This window comes from Paenibacillus xylanilyticus (assembly GCF_009664365.1).
GTDB classification, from domain to species: Bacteria; Bacillota; Bacilli; order Paenibacillales; family Paenibacillaceae; genus Paenibacillus; species Paenibacillus xylanilyticus_A.
The window spans coordinates 4625804-4643163 of sequence record NZ_CP044310.1 but is presented as its reverse complement, the minus strand read 5'-3'; the positions used below and the strand labels follow the sequence as shown (position 1 = coordinate 4643163).

The 17360-nt window shown below is 44.7% G+C and carries 16 protein-coding genes; 13 read left to right on the top strand and 3 right to left on the bottom strand.

Features of this window, described 5'->3' with window-relative positions:
• Positions 1-101 precede the first annotated feature (101 nt).
• From F4V51_RS20660 to F4V51_RS20650, 3 genes are all read left to right on the top strand, one after another.
• A complete protein-coding gene (locus tag F4V51_RS20660) occupies positions 102-398 on the top strand; it encodes a YlaH-like family protein (protein WP_095289928.1) in 297 nt (98 codons plus the stop codon).
• Between the two features lie 91 nt (positions 399-489).
• The gene (locus tag F4V51_RS20655) at positions 490-1551 is read left to right on the top strand and encodes an LCP family protein (protein ID WP_153979438.1); all 1062 of its coding nucleotides are present in this window, start codon (positions 490-492) and stop codon (positions 1549-1551) included.
• Between the two features lie 93 nt (positions 1552-1644).
• Entirely contained in the window at positions 1645-2097 is a 453-nt protein-coding gene (locus F4V51_RS20650) for a pyridoxamine 5'-phosphate oxidase family protein (RefSeq protein WP_095289932.1), read from the top strand.
• A 7-nt stretch (positions 2098-2104) separates the two neighbouring features.
• Here the strand turns inward: F4V51_RS20650 and F4V51_RS20645 are convergent, their stop codons facing one another.
• On the bottom strand, positions 2105-2815 hold the full coding sequence (locus tag F4V51_RS20645; protein ID WP_153979437.1) for a YhcN/YlaJ family sporulation lipoprotein: 711 nt from the start codon (positions 2813-2815) through the stop codon (positions 2105-2107).
• 239 nt (positions 2816-3054) lie between these two features.
• Here F4V51_RS20645 and F4V51_RS20640 point away from each other — a divergent pair, with 239 nt between their 5' ends.
• Together F4V51_RS20640 and F4V51_RS20635 are read left to right on the top strand one after the other, a co-directional pair.
• On the top strand, positions 3055-4389 hold the full coding sequence (locus F4V51_RS20640; protein ID WP_095289936.1) for a PhoH family protein: 1335 nt from the start codon (positions 3055-3057) through the stop codon (positions 4387-4389).
• A gap of 223 nt (positions 4390-4612) precedes the next feature.
• The gene (locus F4V51_RS20635; protein WP_153979436.1) at positions 4613-5896 is read left to right on the top strand and encodes an extracellular solute-binding protein; all 1284 of its coding nucleotides are present in this window, start codon (positions 4613-4615) and stop codon (positions 5894-5896) included.
• Here the strand turns inward: F4V51_RS20635 and F4V51_RS20630 are convergent.
• Positions 5888-6967 carry a coiled-coil domain-containing protein gene (locus F4V51_RS20630; protein ID WP_167301704.1) on the bottom strand — a complete coding sequence of 360 codons (1080 nt, stop codon included), beginning with the start codon at positions 6965-6967 and terminating at the stop codon, positions 5888-5890. The genes F4V51_RS20635 and F4V51_RS20630 overlap by 9 nt on opposite strands.
• Before the next feature lie 196 nt (positions 6968-7163).
• Positions 7164-7400: a DUF2626 domain-containing protein gene (locus tag F4V51_RS20625; protein WP_095289941.1), complete on the bottom strand. Its 237-nt coding sequence runs from the start codon at positions 7398-7400 to the stop codon at positions 7164-7166.
• Between the two features lie 313 nt (positions 7401-7713).
• On the opposite strand from F4V51_RS20625, the gene F4V51_RS20620 reads away from it, so the two are divergent.
• From F4V51_RS20620 to bshC, 8 genes are all read left to right on the top strand, one after another.
• Positions 7714-8364 carry an RsfA family transcriptional regulator gene (locus tag F4V51_RS20620; RefSeq protein WP_153979434.1) on the top strand — a complete coding sequence of 217 codons (651 nt, stop codon included), beginning with the start codon at positions 7714-7716 and terminating at the stop codon, positions 8362-8364.
• A 142-nt stretch (positions 8365-8506) separates the two neighbouring features.
• Complete coding sequence (locus F4V51_RS20615) at positions 8507-9469, top strand: ketopantoate reductase family protein (RefSeq protein WP_153979433.1); 963 nt, start codon at positions 8507-8509, stop codon at positions 9467-9469.
• Positions 9469-9843: a DUF3397 domain-containing protein gene (locus F4V51_RS20610; RefSeq protein WP_153979432.1), complete on the top strand. Its 375-nt coding sequence runs from the start codon at positions 9469-9471 to the stop codon at positions 9841-9843. Before F4V51_RS20615 ends, F4V51_RS20610 begins: the two co-directional genes overlap by 1 nt.
• Before the next feature lie 151 nt (positions 9844-9994).
• Positions 9995-11695 carry a peptide ABC transporter substrate-binding protein gene (locus F4V51_RS20605; protein ID WP_153979431.1) on the top strand — a complete coding sequence of 567 codons (1701 nt, stop codon included), beginning with the start codon at positions 9995-9997 and terminating at the stop codon, positions 11693-11695.
• Between the two features lie 189 nt (positions 11696-11884).
• Positions 11885-12817, top strand: a complete 933-nt coding sequence (locus F4V51_RS20600) for an ABC transporter permease (protein ID WP_153979430.1) — start codon at positions 11885-11887, stop codon at positions 12815-12817.
• A gap of 47 nt (positions 12818-12864) precedes the next feature.
• Complete coding sequence (locus F4V51_RS20595; protein ID WP_390583035.1) at positions 12865-13746, top strand: ABC transporter permease; 882 nt, start codon at positions 12865-12867, stop codon at positions 13744-13746.
• Positions 13747-13763: 17 nt separating this feature from the next.
• Positions 13764-15533, top strand: a complete 1770-nt coding sequence (locus F4V51_RS29405; RefSeq protein WP_153979428.1) for an ABC transporter ATP-binding protein — start codon at positions 13764-13766, stop codon at positions 15531-15533.
• A 152-nt stretch (positions 15534-15685) separates the two neighbouring features.
• Positions 15686-17317 carry a bacillithiol biosynthesis cysteine-adding enzyme BshC gene (gene bshC / locus F4V51_RS20585; protein WP_153979427.1) on the top strand — a complete coding sequence of 544 codons (1632 nt, stop codon included), beginning with the start codon at positions 15686-15688 and terminating at the stop codon, positions 17315-17317.
• Positions 17318-17360 lie beyond the last annotated feature (43 nt).

Below are 17360 nucleotides of genomic sequence, written 5' to 3'. Positions count from 1 at the left end.
CCCGAAACGGTCACTAATGCTCGCTTGAATTCCCAATTACGTGTTGTTCCATCAACCAGTTTACTTATACAAGCATGAACAACGAAAGGAGCTGACTGTGCATGCAAGCATGGTTCGCATCACACCCGATCGTAGCCTACATCGTCATCTTTGTGCTGATTACTTACGTATATAATAAGGTGTTTCGGGTACGTCAGAAATTGCCGCTCGTTAAGGAAATCTTTCTTTATCTATTGATGGCGATGGGCACATTCATGCTTCTTATTTTTCAGATCGACAAGCTCCCGATTATTCAATGTTTGCTGGTAGCTGTTGGTTTGATGCTGTTAGTGAGAGTGCGCTATTTCATCGAAGGTCGTCAAAAGAAAAAGGCGGAAGCTGCCGCCAGAAATTCATAAAATCTGTCTCTGTACAGTCCATCCGTTTTCCTTCGGGAAAGCGGTTGTCTTTTATTTGGACCAAAACAGATGTGATAAAGGTGTTGAAGATATGAACTCGAATTCGAACGGACTGCCTCCGCGTAGACAGGCACCATCCCATTCCGGAGCTTCAGGGTCTAACAACAGTAAAGGCAAGCCACCGAAAAAGAAAAAGCGGATGCGCACATTTGCCAAATTCGTTTTGAGCCTTTTGGTGATTGCCATCATTGTAGGTGGGGGATATCTCTACTGGGTGTATAATCAGGTGGCGGACACCGGCATTGACAAACCAGTGCCTCCAGGGATGTCAGCCAAGACCAAGCCCATTACCATGCTGCTGTTGGGTACAGATAACCGTCCTGAAACCGGAACGTATCTATCCGATGTTGTCATGGTAGCAGCTATGAACCCGGATACCAAAACGGCCACTATTGTTTCCTTGCCGCGTGATACGCGGATTGAACTTGAAGGATACAAGGCGAATAAACTGAATTCATACTATCCTAAGTTTAAAGCCCAAGAGAAGACCTCAGGTAAGAACGCTGAGGATCAGATGAAAGAAATGATGGGCAAGTATTTTGACGTCGATATCAATTACACAACGGTGCTTAACTTCCAGGCATTCCGCGATGCTGTTGATGCCGTAGGTGGTGTGGATGTGACGGTCGACAAAAATATGTGTTACCGGGATACGGCCGACAATACAGATATTAATCTGGTTGCGGGTGATCAGCATCTGGACGGTAAGCAAGCACTCGATTTTGTGCGCTACCGCAAATCCAACTGTGATCCCAAAACGGCTGAATCCAATGACTTTGACCGTAATAAGCGGCAAAACCAGGTACTGAACTCCATGCTGGATCAGATGAAATCGCTTGGTGGTGTGACGAAGATTAGCAAAGTCATTGGTGCAATTGATGACAATATGACAACCGACGTGGAATCCGAACAGATGAAAAACTTTATTTCGACGTATTGGAACATTTCCAAATCGGATGTGCACTATACGCCTGTGACGGGGGACTGGAGAAGCCCTTATGTTTATGTGAATGAGACGGAGCTGGCCAATGCAAAGCAAGCCTTGCAGGACACGCTCTCAGGCAAAGTAACAGCTACTCCGGCGGCAGAGTAGCTGGGGGATTGGAAGCAAGTTTCCGGGTATGTTATAATAACATCATTCATAGTATCAAGAATTGCATAAAGAAGGTTAGGGAGGGCTGGTTTAATGTCCGAAGCCGTCACACAATTGACTGAATCTCTTTTGCAGCAATTCAAGAACGAAACGTTTGTACTCCTGAATACGGTAGACATTGAATCTGGAGGCCCGACATCCACCGCAATTTCCTGGATCTATGCGGAGAATGCGTCCACGCTTCGGGTCGCTTTGGATCATCGTTCACGTCTCGTGAACAACATGAAACAAAATCCGTTGATTACCGTTACGGTATTTGGAGAAGAAACGGTTTATGCGATCAATGGACGTGCTTCTGTTCGACAGGACCCATTGCAGGATGTACCCTTTAATATGTGCTGTTTCGACATCTCCATTGAAGCGGTCAGAAATGCCCTGTTTTATGGAGCCCAGCTATCTTCTATGCCTCAATATGTCAAAATATACGATCAGCGTGCTGCTGAGAAATTAGATGAGCAGGTTTTTGCTGCCATGAAAAAAGCCTAGTGAGAAATCACTGGGCTTTTTGTTGCTTTTTGTCAGTCGTATGCTGCTGCAAATGTTGTTTATTAGGAGCTTGTTCATTCGGAGTCTGCTCATCTGGGTTTTGGCGGACCTTGACATCTTTCGGAAGCTGAGGGATAATTCGTCCCACCATGTCAGCGAGTTCAGAGGCAAAACCAGAAATGGGATGTCCTTGACGGATATGCTCTCCAATCTCTTTGATTCGTTCAGAAACATCTGCATCAGCGGTAACAATGGAATCAACACCTTCTGGATCTTTGCGCAAAGCTTCTGCAACGGAATATTTAATTGTTCCTACACGAGCACGTTCCAGTTCGCCATCTACATCAATGCCAACGACGGCTGTATTTCCGAGAATGACACAATTGGCGTCTTTGACACCTTCCACTTGCTTGGCAAGTGCCTTGAGATGATTGATTCGATTATCATTGGTCATGCGGCCTGTCTGGTTATCATCAGCAACGTTCAGTTCGTGAACTTCACCCGTATTCTCATTGAAACGGTCAAGGCGTGAAGGATTCATTCGGTCATCCTCTGTATAGAGCATGTGGGATCCGTTTTGTTGATCTTGCCGTGTTGTAACATTCCCTCCGTACCCCCTCGCATGGGTTCCTTGCTGCTCTTGAGAGGCATTACGTGTGGTGTTGTTGCAGCCTGTAAGTATAAAGATCAGAAGCAGCGTACAAACCCAATATCTCATAAATGTTCATCCTTTCTTGGAGTTTTTCAGAATGTTGCAATTATTTTGTCCGAGACGAATACATTTATGTATGGGAGCATGATTGTCCATGCCGCTGCTGAAAGATCACACGATCACAGATGAGCTCGGGAATGGAAAAAAGGACTGCTTGTGCATGGAAAAACCTATGATCTAATCCGGCATTCCCGAGTTCACGTTCCAAACCATGCCTTTAACGACGCCGCTTTGGAGGGGATTGAATGAAAAAGATTTTTGTATTGGATACCAACGTGCTTCTGCATGACCCCAATGCCATTTTTGCCTTCGAGGAACATGAGGTAATCATTCCCGCGGTTGTACTGGAGGAAATTGACTCTAAAAAAAGAAATGCGGATGAGATTGGCCGCAATGCCCGAAATGTTTCGAGATTGCTTGATGGTCTGCGTGAACTGGGTCACCTGCACAGTGGAGTTCCTCTCGCCAATGGAGGTAACCTGAAGGTCGAATTGAATCATCGCAGCTTTGTAAGGGTACAAGAAATGTTCGGTGAAATCACCAATGATAACCGAATCCTGGCGGTTGCGCTGAATTATCAAATTGAAGAAAATGAGAAAGAGGTTGTGGAACGGCAGGTTGTGTTGGTAAGCAAAGATGTACTTGTGCGGATCAAAGCAGATGTACTCGGTCTGTTCACTCAAGATTACTTGTCCGATCGGACTGCAGGGCTCAGTGAACTATATCCGGGCTATACAGCCTTGAAAGTTCATCCGTCGGTAATCGATGAGTTTTACACATATCGTTTTCTGCCAATTAAACCATTGCAGTTGTCCTATAAGCTGTATCCTAATGAATTTGTGATTCTTAAGGATGAAATGGGTACCAACAAATCAGCACTGCTGAAGGTAAATACGGAGGGAACCAAACTTGAGCCGCTGTTCCTAAGCAATGATAACGTATGGGGGATTAGTGCTCGAAATGCTCAGCAGCGTATGGCGCTGGAATTGCTTTTGAATGATGATATACCACTCGTGACCATTACGGGAAAAGCAGGCACAGGTAAAACCTTACTGGCTCTCGCAGCAGGCCTTCTTAAGGTGGAAGATGATCATAAATATAAAAAGTTATTGATTGCGAGGCCGGTGGTTCCCATGGGGAAGGATATCGGTTATCTGCCAGGGGAAAAGGAAGAGAAGCTGAGACCGTGGATGCAGCCCATATATGATAATCTAGAGTTTTTGTTTGATACCAAAAAGGCTGGAGATATCGATAAAATTTTGATGGGACTAGGCAGTATACAGGTGGAAGCATTAACGTATATACGCGGACGTTCCATTCCTGGTCAATTTATTATTGTGGATGAAGCCCAGAACCTATCACGTCATGAAGTAAAAACCATCGTTTCGCGTGTAGGTGAAGGCAGTAAAATCATACTAATGGGTGACCCTGAGCAAATCGATCATCCGTATCTGGATTCTGCGAGCAATGGTCTGACTTATGTTGTGGAACGATTCAAACAAGAGGGCATTAGTGGACATATTATGCTTGAAAAAGGGGAGCGGTCCAAACTGGCTCAATTGGCGGCGGATTTGTTATAAATTTAAGCGGATATATTTCCCGGGAAAATATAGAAAAAGATCGGCTCGCTGGAGCCGGTCTTTTTTTGCTGAATTATTTAAAAAGAGTTATTGCACAGACCTATGTATTTTCTTAGTATGCAAAATCTCAAAAATATGTTTTTTGGCAGGATAGGACAGGAGTACTACTTTTTTGTTACAATAAACTTTACAGGAAAAATATAGGGAGCGAGGTGGAGAGTTAATGAAGCGTAGACATCAGGTTGTTTTATTTGCAGTGCTGCTGCTTTCATTGACGATCCTGTCTCCGAGCTTTGATTTTAGAGGAGTACCACAGAACCAAGATCAAGATCAGGAGAATGATGCCTTCCCCAATGCTGTAACCCGTAGTGAGAATCAACAGGCGCCAGTTGAAATTGTCGTTTCGATGTCTGAAAGTGAGTTTCAGGTGTTCTCGGCAATCGCAAAACAAGTTGCTGCCGCACGGGTGGTGAAAATCAAGCTACGGAATCTAGTCTCGGATACATACAAGGAGGTACTGGATAACGAGCTTGCTGTAGGGGACAGCGGGGATATTATCCTGCTTGATAGTGAGGAAATTCAGGGTTATGCCAAAAGAGGGCATCTGTACCCTTTAAATGCAACAACGTTGTCGAAGGCGCTCGGTGACTCGGTATCTCCATTGCGGGAGAAGACAGAGTGGAATGGTTATCAATGGGGAATGCCATTTGATTTCGACCCTTACGTTCTTGCATCACGGTCCAAATCTCTAGCTGATGCAGGGTTGGAACGGTTACCACAAAGCTTGGATGAGTGGACCAGGATTATTAATCAAATGGAGAATAAGAGCCAGAAGTTACTTGCGATCAACATCGATGATGCTTATGCAGCAGATGCTTGGTTAAATGAGTTTGGGTCTGGAGTCGCTCCGAGTACGTTGAAAACGGCAACGGAGTCGCATATAACTGGGGGAAATGAACAGGCGCTGCAGGTGCTGAACCGGGTTCAGCCTTACATTCAGGTCCAAAATACCAACCCGGATTTTATTGATAAGGATATGCAGGAAGAAGCGTTAATGGTGGTGACCCCTTTTTCCCAACTGGTGAACAATGATCTGGCATTAACTGAAGATCGTCTGCCGAATCGGATTATGTTCAAACCCCTTGCACTTGTTACGTCCAGAAGTTTCGTAATTACGTCGGGTTCACATGAAGCAGAGCAGGCCAGTCGATGGATTGAGGGCATGACCTCCAATTCCGTGCAATCAGACTGGTACGAGCAAGCTCATCATTTGCCTGGCCAACAGCAGCAATTGAACACAGTGTCTCAGCAGCTCTCAGCCGAAGGGCAAATAATGAGTGGTAATGGTCGAGAATGGTTCGTGTCCAAAACATCTGAAACTCCTGTGATGGATAACCCCGAGCTTGTATTACAATATAATAAGAAAGTTCAACAGTTTATTCATGGAGAGATTTCTGCGAATCAATATGTGAGTGACATGTTAAACATACAGCAATCATCAAAATGATATAGCGAGTTTAACTTCAAGTACTCCTTTGCTTGTCGATACATCTGTAGCTTTCACGAAGGACAGAATCTTCTGCGGGTAGAATCCAAGATCAAATTCCTTTTCAAGCATACGTCTTGTCGTATCAGGTAGTTCTAACTGGTTAAAAACAAGTTTATCTACATGAAAACGGATCGAGTTCTGAGGTTCGTTTTCTACCGTATAATGACCCTCAATACTGAGCTGTAACTGATCACGCTGTCCGGAGGCTGTAATTCGGTCCTCGTCAAACTGAAAGGCGAAATCTTCGAAGATCGGGTTCTGTTCACGCAGGAATTGATTCAGATCGTCTTGTTCAATTCGAATGGTATAAGCTGTTCCGGTTGTGGAAATTCCGCCATTCTGTTCTTGTATAAACTGAGGCAGATTTTGCATGGCCGCTGCTAGTGCTCTGAAATAACGTTTGACCTCGTAAATGCCAACATTCTCCCAATAAATGGTCAATTCCTCCATTAACTTCTGAATGGCTGCCGGGTTCCCGCTTGCCGAAACTTGTCCGTCTACTTCCTTCTGCAATGCGACGACACGTTCTCGCTGACTTACCAGATTGGTCTTTAGTTCGTCCAGCTCAGCTGTAGTCTGACTTATTTTCATGGAAGTTTCCTGCATGCTGCGATAACGGTCCTGATATTTGCTTAGCACTGCCTGATCTCTGCCAATAATAATTTGGTAGTAGTCAAACAAGATAAACAAGTCTTTGAACGATCTGGCCCCCAGGACCGTCATGAGAAGGCTGTCTCGTTCTCCAGTGTAATACGACCTAACCACAGCACCTGCCCGATCTTGCTGAATATGTATTTGATCTTCCTGTTCCTGGAGCTGAACATTCAATTGTTCCTGCTGTTGATTGAGTTCCTTCTGCCTTACGGCAATACGTTCAATTTCATGATCGATTTCCACGATGGACAGACTCTTCTGCAAAATTTCGCGTGTTTCCTCAGGTGAAGGTTCCCCATAGGCATATGCCAATGTAGGTTGACCAAATAGTAGTATGCATAGGATTAGGGCGCAAATGCTATATCGACGGTTCACCGCATCATTCTCCTTTCCTTTAAGTACAATATTCATTGTACAGGCTTCTGTCTTCCAGACAATATATGAAATGAAATCTTGAAATATCCTTAGTGGTTACATAACTCTGAAAACAACCCATTAATCAGCAAGTCATAAAGGAAAAACAAAAAAGCGATACGGCATATGGCCGAATCGCTTTGATGCTGTTGGCGGATTAAAGCGGCAACCCCATTTGGAACACAGTCCAGTAGCTGAACCCTGTGAAAGTAACGATCATATAACCCCAGAAGAGCAATATGTATGTTCTTTCGGTGAATTTTAAATACCCCAAAATGACGAAAAACGCAGTCTGCAGGAAAAAGAGCAAAGCCATCTCGACCAAATCTCCCGCAAAAGCCATCAGGCCAATCGTTAGCGTGAAGAACCCGAGTACCCGAAACATGCGTGCCACGGTTAGTCCTCCTCTCTATGTACGATCATAGATTGTCTACACAACATTATACCGGGAAAGGAAAAAGGTGTAAACAGAATTGGATATGAAAGCGAATTCTTTTTTATCGAATCCGTCAGCAAATAGGTCACCTTTTCCATATGTAAGGTATGAGTGCTCGCAAATATGGACATACATTTTAGTATGAAATCAATTCTATGAACTCTATGAGAGGCATAAGAATGAATGAAGCAGCTTTTATACCTAATTCACCAACCGGGAAACCGGTAATGAGGACGGTTATTTTAGGATGTTGTTAGGAGGGTATTATAGCATGACTGCAGTGAGACAGGATGCTTGGAGTACAGAGGACGATTTGATCTTGGCTGAGGTGACTTTACGGCATATTCGGGAAGGCAGCACACAACTCGCGGCCTTCGAGGAAGTGGGCGAAAAAATAGGCAGAACATCTGCCGCTTGCGGTTTTCGCTGGAACAGCTGTGTGCGTAAAAAGTATGAGTCTGCCATCAGCAATGCGAAGGCACAGCGTCAAAAGAGAAGTTATCTCCGAAAACAGCCAGCTTTGCTTGGACCACAGGTCGCAGCTCTATCTACACTGGATACGGAAGAAAGCCTGTACAAGGCCGATGGAGTGTCAGAAGACTCCTTATCCATTGATGCAGTAATTCGCTTCTTGCGCCAGTGGAAAGGAAATGTTCAGGAAAATGGGCGTCAACTCAAAATGCTCGAAAAGGAACTTCGTGAAAAAGAAGATGAACTCCATGAGCTTCGTTGTGAAAATGACCGTTTATCCAAACAAGTGAATGAAGTACAAACCGATTACCGTGTCGTAAATGATGATTATAAGGCATTGATTCAGATCATGGATCGTGCACGCAGGCTTGCTTTTCTGGCTGAAGAAGATGAGGAACTAAAAACTCGTTTCAAAATGGATGCCAACGGCAATCTGGAACGAATTGAATAACGGAACAAATTGTAAGAATGACGATATTGGATCAGGCCCGTCACATCTCCGTTACAAACGGCAGGTAAGACGGGTTTTTTGTTTGAAATATTTGTTCTATTATATATAGAAGTAAGTATTGAGAGTGGAAGAGGGATGTCTCATGGTGATCGACATTGTAGGAGCTGGCTCACTTGGTCTTTTATATGGAGGAAAGCTTCAGGCTGCGGGTTATGCTGTGCGGTTTTGGACAAGAACGCCTGAACAAGCGGAAGAACTGCGTATACACGGACTAACGATTACAGAGCAGGGGAAGAAGATCCAATTGCTTCCTCAACATATTCAGGCCTATTCAATTAGCGAATTATCTGCTCACTGGCATGATCAACCTGGTGACTGGCTTCTCCTCATGGTTAAGCAGACAAGTATAGATGATGTTATTCATAGCATGGAGACGATGAAGGACTATATTCTTAACATTGTCTGCTTCCAGAACGGGATGGGCCATATTGAGAAGATACAAGCTGCCTTGCCGCTGTCCAGCATATACCGGGCAGTTACTACTGAAGGTGCCAAGAGGTTGCAGTACGGGGTAAAACGGGCTGGTGAGGGACATACCTGGTTTGGTAGAGATGTACATACGAAAGAACTAGAGAAAGAAGCCTCACGGAATCTGGAAGAAGTTCGGTTGCAGGCACTATTGCAGCAGGCAGGATTTAACTGTACAGCGTCGAATCAAATCGATAAGCTGATATACAGGAAGCTTCTGATCAATGCTGTCATTAATCCACTCACCGCGATATGGAGAATACCGAATGGAGGATTGCTTCAGAATGATTATCGCTTAGAGGTCATGCGCCGTTTATATGATGAAGCTTCAGCCATTTATAAGGCTAGCGATATTATGGTGGGTACAGACATGTGGGAGGAAATTCTATCCGTTTGTCGATCGACGGCTTCGAATACATCCTCAATGCTCGCAGATGTTATGCAAGGGCGGCGTACCGAAGTGGAATCCATCAGTGGGCAAATGGTACAACTGGCGCATCGGTGTGGGATGACTGCTCCGCAGCATGAATTAATGCTTCATCTGATCGAAGGAATTAGGCCGGAAGGAGTGAGTTAATGGGTTTTTTTATTGTGCTGAGCATACTACCGTTTTTTCCGTTTCTTATTGTGTACTGGGCCATGTATGGGTGGAAAAAGGATAAACGAGCTTCACTTCGCACCGCAATGGATGTCACCACAGTTTTTCTGATTTTCTCGGTTTCGGCGTTATTCAACTTAACATTTGATTCGAATTTTGGATTTTATTTAACAATGATACTCATACTAATTGCACTTGGATTGATTGGAGGGGCTCAAAATAGGCTGAAAGGAAAGGTCGATGGGGGTCGAATGTTCCGGGCCGTTTGGCGCATGGCCTTTGTAATGATGACTTTTGGGTATGTCTTGTTTACTATATTTGGCTTATTTAGATACTTAATGAAACAGATGTAAGGTTACATAACGCAAAACGGCTAAAAAATGTGTCGATTTTGTCGAAAACTGAAAAAAACATTACTTTCTGAAAAAGTAATGTAGATTTTTTTGACCGGTGGTTGTATAATCTATAAACATAAACCACATCAATTTAGGGGGAAAGTGTTAGATGAAAAGGAAAAGTCTATTAGTCCTTTTGACGCTGATTCTGGCGTTCGGTACCGTACTTGCAGCGTGCGGATCGAAAAATGAAGGCACAACAAGTAACACGGGAACTGGCTCTGCAGGCGAGGAAAGCGGTCTCGCAAAAGATCAAGTGCTGAAAATTAACCTGACAGCTGAACCTCCTACGTTGGACCCGGCTCAGGCAAAAGACAGCCAAACCAACACTGTTCTGAAATTCTTGTATGAAGGTCTTGTACGCATCGATGCTGATGGTAAAGAAGCACCAGGCGTTGCAAAAGACTGGACAATTTCCGAAGATGGTTTGAAATATGTGTTCAACCTGAACCCGGACGCTAAATGGAGCAACGGTGATGCAATCACTGCAGAAGACTTCGTTCGCTCTTGGGAACGTGCATTGAAACCGGAAACGGCTTCCCCGTACGCGTACCAATTGTACTACATCAAAGGCGCTGAAGGTTACAACCTCAGCAAAGACGAAACTTACAAAGGTACTAAAATCACAGATTTCTCCCAAGTGGGTGTAAAAGCTACTGATGAGCACACACTTGAAGTAACGTTGGAAAACCCAACACCTTACTTCTTGGGTCTGACAGCATTCTACACGTACTACCCAGTACACCAATCTGCTGACACAAACGATAAATTCTTCACAGACTACAAAAACATGATCGTTAACGGACCATTTGTAATGGATCAATACGCTAAAGGTCAAAAAATCGTAGTTAAGAAAAACGAAGGCTACCACGCAGCTTCCGACATCAAATTGTCTGAAATCAACATGTCCCTGACAAGCAGCAGTGCTTCCGAGCTGCAAGCTTACAAGTCTGGACAACTGGATTACACTGGTGCACCTAACGGTGAAATTCCATCTGACCAAATTCCTTCTGTAAAAGCGGAATTGCCGGATGAATTCAAAGCAACAGGTATTGCAAGTACGTACTACTACCAGTTCAACGTAAATGAAGCACCATTTAACAACGTTAAAATCCGTAAAGCATTTGCAATGTCCATTCAACGTCAATTGATCGTTGACAAGGTTACACAAGGTGGACAAATCCCAGCATTCGGCTTTGTACCTCCAGGTATCCGTGGTGAAAACGGCGAATTCCGTGATGAGCACAAAGACGACTACTTCACTGAAAATGTTGAAGAAGCTAAAAAATTGCTTGCTGAAGGTATGAAAGAAGAAGGATACACAACTTTGCCAGCTGTTACTTTGATCTATAACACTAGTGATGGTCACGCAAAAATTGCTTTGGCGATTGCAGATATGTGGAAACAAAATCTTGGTGTTGACGTGAAAACAGAAAACCAAGAGTGGGGCGTGTTCCTTGAGAACCGTCAAAACCAAAACTTCCAAATCGCTCGTGCAGGATGGTCTGCTGACTACAACGATCCATACAACTTCCTGGAAATGTGGACTACTGGAAACACAAACAATGATTCCAAATTCAGCAACGAACAGTACGACAAAGATGTTAAAGACACTGTAAAATCTGCTGATCCAGCTGCACGTATGGCTGCATTTGCTGACGCTGAGAAAATCCTGATTCAAGATGAAATGGGCGTAATGCCGATTTACTACTACACTAACGTATCTTTGACTAAGCCTTACCTGAAAGGCGTACAACTTGATTTCAGTGGAGCAATTGACTTCACTCGTGCATATCTGGAAGAGAAATAAGTTGTTCTGAAGTCTATATGATTACTTCGGGATATATATGTGGAATTCCATATATATCCCGATTTTTTTGTATGTGCACCGATTTTCCTTATAATTCTTGAAATTTCCGATAAATGGATTGGACTTTATTCATGTCTAATTCTACAATCGATTTGTATACAAAATATTGTTTTTGGAGGTGTGCAAGGGTTGGTTAAGTACGTGCTGAAAAAATTGCTATTTATGCTGCTATCGCTTTTCATACTCGCATCAGCAACCTTCTTCCTGATGAAGGCCATTCCGGGTGACCCTTTTACATCCGAGAAAAAAGTATCGCCTGAAATTCGGGCACTACTGGAAGAGAAGTATGGGCTGGACAAACCGATGTATGAACAATACCTGAAGTATATGGGTGGAATTCTCAAAGGTGATTTTGGTGTTTCAATGAAATATCTGAATCAAGAAGTAAGCGACATGATTACTCAAACATTTACAGCATCTCTGAAACTGGGGATCTTTGCTATTGTGATCTCTGTCGTCGTTGGGGTTTTGCTAGGACTTATCGCTGCAGTTTACCATCGTAAGCTGATCGATGATGTCACGATGATCCTGGCGGTAATTGGTATCGCGGTACCGAGCTTCTTGCTCGCATCCCTGCTTCAATACGTTTTCGCCTTCAAACTGGGCTGGTTTAACGTTATGGGATTCGACGGACCGCTTGACTATGTACTTCCGGTTGCGGCATTGTCTGCATCCCCGATTGCCTTTATCGCACGTTTGACGCGTTCCAGCATGCTCGAAGTACTGCACGCGGATTACATTAAGACAGCAAAAGCCAAAGGTCTGAAATGGCCTGCAATCATGTTTAAACACGTTATTCGTAACGGTATTCTTCCCGTTGTAACTTATGTGGGTCCGATGACAGCTAACATCATCACGGGTTCCGTCGTTATTGAGCAAATCTTTAACATCGGGGGAATTGGTAAAGTATTTGTAGAAAGTATCACGAACCGGGATTATACAATGATCATGGGGATTACGATTTTCTATGGTATCCTCCTGATGTTGGCACGTTTCCTTACAGATATCGCATATGTGCTGATTGATCCTAGAATTAAGCTGGAAAGCCGGAAGGGGGCATAACGTTGTCTGGCACGAACAATAACAATAAAGAAACGGCGAACACTGCCCTGGATAGTCAGGCAGCGGTGAAATCGCAAGAAAGTGTATCGTTATGGAAAGACGCCATGTACAGACTTGCAACCAACAAGGCCGCGATGATCAGTTTAGGCGTTCTGGTTCTTGTTGTCATTTTCTCTTTGATTGGTCCAACTTCGATATTCACAAGTTATAATTATTATTCTAATGATTTGCTTAACGCCAATGCAGCGCCAAGTGCGGAGCACTGGTTCGGAACGGACGAGCTCGGTCGTGACGTATGGGTAAGAACGTGGGTAGGTGCACGTGTATCCCTTACTGTAGGTCTTGCCGCTGCCTTGATTGACCTTGTTATCGGGGTTATCTACGGAGCGATTATGGGCTTCTACGGTGGACGTGTTGATGGTATCATGAACAAGTTCTCCGAGATTCTCTATTCCCTGCCTTACATGCTCGTTGTAATCTTGTTGCTCGTTGTTTTGGAACCAAGCCTTACGACAATCATCATTGCCCTTACAATTACAGGCTGGATCAGCATGTCCTGGATTGTACGTGGTGAGATTATGCAATTGAAAAACAGAGACTTTATTCTTGCAGCGCGCTCCATGGGGGCAAGCACAGGACGTCAATTGTTCCGTCACTTGCTGCCGAATGCAGTAGGACCAATTCTCGTAACGCTGACTCTATCTATTCCAAATGCCATCTTTGCTGAAGCGTTCTTGAGCTTCCTTGGATTGGGTGTATCTGCACCGAAATCTTCCCTGGGTTCAATGATCAATGACGCCTTGACAGGCTGGACGCTGTATCCTTGGCGGATGTGGTTCCCTGCAGGTCTGATGGTACTTACAATGCTTGCATTTAACTTGCTCGGAGACGGTCTGCGTGACGCACTCGATCCGAAATTGCGTAAATAGAAATAGGAGGTGGGATTATGGAGCCAATCTTAACAGTCAAAGACCTAAGCGTGTCATTTACAACACGTTCTGGTGAATTTGATGCCGTTAAAAATGTGAGTTTTGAACTTGGCAAAGGAGAGACGCTAGGGATTGTTGGTGAATCCGGTAGTGGTAAGAGTGTTACCGCCCAAACCATCATGAAGTTGATTCCCTCCCCGCCTTCGAAGGTTAAAAGTGGAGAGATTACTTTTCACGGGCAGAGCCTGCTCGAAAAGACAGATAAACAAATGGAAGCTATCCGCGGTAAAGATATCGGGATGATCTTCCAGGATCCAATGACTTCATTGAATCCTACAATTAAAGTCGGTAAACAAATTACCGAAGTGCTTCGCAAACACCAAAACATGTCCAAAAAAGAAGCGGAGAAACGCGCTCTGGAAATGTTGGAGCTCGTGGGTATCAAAAATGCGGCAATCCGCATGAATCACTATCCACACCAATTTTCCGGTGGTATGCGTCAGCGTGCAATGATCGCCATTGCCCTGGCATGCCGTCCATCGCTTCTGATTGCGGATGAGCCGACAACTGCACTCGACGTAACGATTCAGGCACAAATCCTGGACGTTATGAAAGATATGCAGCAAAAGCTTGGCACTTCCATCATGCTCATTACCCATGACCTTGGTGTAGTAGCAGGTATGTGTGATCGGGTTGTCGTTATGAAGGAAGGCGAAGTTGTGGAAACGGGAACAACAGCTGAAATCTTCAGCAATCCTAAGCATCCATATACGATTAAATTGTTGAACGCCTTGCCTCGTTTGGACGAGCCTAAGAAAGAAAAACCGACTCCGGCTGGTATTATCAAAGGTGCCAACAAGCCGCTAGTTGAAGTGAAGAACCTGAAACAATACTTCAATTTGGGTAAAGGAAACATTCTCAAAGCGGTTAATGATGTCAGCTTTGATATTTTTGAAGGCGAAACCCTTGGGGTTGTAGGCGAATCCGGATGTGGTAAATCCACAACAGGACGCACGATTCTTCGCCTTTATGAGCCAACGGGCGGAAATGTAAACTTTAACGGAACGGATATCTATAAGCTGTCTCCACGCAAAATGAAAGAAATGCGTAAAGACATGCAGATGATTTTCCAGGATCCATATGCATCACTGAATCCACGTTTCAACGTTATGGATATTATCGGAGAATCACTGGATATCCACGGACTGGCTTCCAGCAGTAAAGAGCGGAAGAAACGTGTAGAAGAGTTGCTGGATCTCGTAGGCTTGAATCCAAGCCATGCGCTTCGTTATCCGCATGAATTCTCCGGTGGTCAAAGACAACGGATTGGTATTGCCCGTGCGCTTGCTGTGGATCCTAAATTCATCATCTGTGACGAGCCTCTGTCAGCACTTGATGTATCCATCCAAGCTCAAGTGGTTAAGTTGCTCGAAGAGCTTCAACAGCGTCTTGGTCTGACTTACCTCTTCATTGCACATGACTTGTCGATGGTTAAGCATATCAGTGACCGTGTTGCTGTTATGTACATGGGTAAAGTGGTTGAGCTGGCAGAGAGTGAAGAGCTTTACTCTAACCCTGTTCACCCTTACACCAAAACATTGCTATCTGCTATTCCTGTACCTGATCCGGAAGTGGAAGCAAACAAACGCCGCATTTTGCTGCCAGACGAACAGTCTGGACCAATCCAAAATGGAGCAACGGGTCCGGTAAACGATCCGTATAACCTGGAAAATGCTCAATTGATTGAGATTTCCAAAGGTCACTGGGTTTCCGAACCATACGTTTAAGGAATTATATTCCTTTTGGACTTATTATGTTATTAAACCGCCGGCTTGTTCGGCGGTTTTTTGATTTTTTAGGCGACTTTCTTTTGACGAAGTGGCCTGTAGTTCGGTACAATCAAGAAAGGCTCTTTGAAGCAGAATAGGAGGCAGACCTCATGAAAGGTATTACCGAGGCACTCCGCAGCGGAACGCAACTTGCAGAAGATTATATCTGCTCACGTGATGCTGCGCGGGGCCTTTATGAGTATGACATTCACTGGGAGTCCGGACTTCATGCGCGTGCCGAATGGCTGGATCAGTCGGAGAACACACGTGTGGATCGCGAGAACCTGGTAGAGTATTTACGTATATATAACAAACGTTTGAATGATCACGAAGCAGTACATCATTCTATTGCACGTTTGGCCGAGAGAGGTACGTTTGTAGTTACGGGTGGGCAGCAGAGCGGCTTGTTGACAGGGCCGTTATTTGTCATCTACAAAGCTGCGAGTGTTGTGGCAGCTGCCCGTGAAGCTGAAGCCAAGCTCCAGCGTCCGGTCGTTCCCGTATTTTGGATCGCTGGTGAAGACCATGACTGGGATGAAGTGAATCACACCTATCTGCCTGGTCACAAGGGCGAAATGATCAAGGTTAAGCTGCATGGGCGGTTCGATGGCCGAAATTCGGTGAGCGGGGTCACGATTGAGACGGAACAATGGATGAACGTAATCGAGCAGGTGGAGCATCTTCTGCCGGATACTGTACATAAACCAGGATTAATGGAGATGCTCATCTCGATTCATCAGTCCAGCTCGAATCTTAGTGATGCTTTTGGGAGAATGGTGTCGGCATTGTTTGGCAGTACTGGACTTGTTCTAATGGATGCGGCGGATTCCGGATTAAGAGAACTGGAACGCCCTGTATTTGAACGATTGATTCGTGAGAATGGCTCATTGCGTGAAGCTTATTTGCAGGGTGCTTCTAAGGTACAGGAAGCGGGCTATCCAATGCCGGCAGAAGTCGCTGAAGACGGAGCAAATTTGTTTTATATCCATGATGAAACCCGGTTGCTCCTGTTCCTGAAGGATGGTTTGTACACGGATCGAAAAGGGCTAGTGTCTTTTACAGAAGAACGATTGCTTCAGGAGTTGAGGGAACATCCCGAGAGATTCAGTAATAATGTGCTCACCCGGCCTTTAATGCAGGATTCCGTGCTGCCTGTAGCTGCGGTGATATTGGGGCAGGGTGAGATTGCATACTGGGGACTAACCAGAACTGCATTCCGTGAGTTTGGTCTGCAAATGCCCATCTTGCTGCCGAGGTTGTCCTTCACCATATTGGAGGATGTCCATCACAAGCACATGAATCAGTACCAGCTCTCTTTCCAAGATGTGCAATATCATATGGAAGAAAAAAGAGAGAAGTGGCTCGCAGGACAGGAAACGTTCCAGGTTGAGGAGCAATTTGAGCAAGTCCAGCAATCCTTTGCTGAGCTTTATCGTCCATTGCTTGATCAGCTTGCGCAAATTCACCCTGGACTGGATCGGATCGGTGATACGAATCTGAGAAAGATCAACGAACAGATGCAATATCTGCAAAAGCAAACACAGAAGGCGATCGCGGATAAACATGAGGTTGGACTCAGACATTGGAACGGCATACAGAACTCGCTCTTCCCTATGAACAAACCACAGGAACGAGTGCACAATGCGCTCTACTACTTAAACCGTTATGGAACCAAGTGGATTCAGGAGCTCATTGAGAGCGGACGTGAATTCCGGGGTCAACATCAAGTGATTGAACTGTAACTGTGTGGTTCAGCAGACCTTTATAATAGAAGAAACACAGATA

Excerpts from the sequence above, each read along its gene's own strand:
- F4V51_RS20650 (WP_095289932.1), top strand. The coding sequence starts at position 1,645 with ATGTCCGAAGCCGTCACACAATTGACTGAATCTCTTTTGCAGCAATTC.
- F4V51_RS29405 (WP_153979428.1), top strand. The coding sequence starts at position 13,764 with ATGGAGCCAATCTTAACAGTCAAAGACCTAAGCGTGTCATTTACAACA.
- F4V51_RS20635 (WP_153979436.1), top strand. The coding sequence starts at position 4,613 with ATGAAGCGTAGACATCAGGTTGTTTTATTTGCAGTGCTGCTGCTTTCA.
- F4V51_RS20655 (WP_153979438.1), top strand. The coding sequence starts at position 490 with ATGAACTCGAATTCGAACGGACTGCCTCCGCGTAGACAGGCACCATCC.
- bshC (WP_153979427.1), top strand. The coding sequence starts at position 15,686 with ATGAAAGGTATTACCGAGGCACTCCGCAGCGGAACGCAACTTGCAGAA.
- F4V51_RS20610 (WP_153979432.1), top strand. The coding sequence starts at position 9,469 with ATGGGTTTTTTTATTGTGCTGAGCATACTACCGTTTTTTCCGTTTCTT.
- F4V51_RS20660 (WP_095289928.1), top strand. The coding sequence starts at position 102 with ATGCAAGCATGGTTCGCATCACACCCGATCGTAGCCTACATCGTCATC.
- F4V51_RS20645 (WP_153979437.1), bottom strand. The coding sequence starts at position 2,815 with ATGAGATATTGGGTTTGTACGCTGCTTCTGATCTTTATACTTACAGGC.
- F4V51_RS20605 (WP_153979431.1), top strand. The coding sequence starts at position 9,995 with ATGAAAAGGAAAAGTCTATTAGTCCTTTTGACGCTGATTCTGGCGTTC.
- F4V51_RS20640 (WP_095289936.1), top strand. The coding sequence starts at position 3,055 with ATGAAAAAGATTTTTGTATTGGATACCAACGTGCTTCTGCATGACCCC.
- F4V51_RS20620 (WP_153979434.1), top strand. The coding sequence starts at position 7,714 with ATGACTGCAGTGAGACAGGATGCTTGGAGTACAGAGGACGATTTGATC.
- F4V51_RS20615 (WP_153979433.1), top strand. The coding sequence starts at position 8,507 with ATGGTGATCGACATTGTAGGAGCTGGCTCACTTGGTCTTTTATATGGA.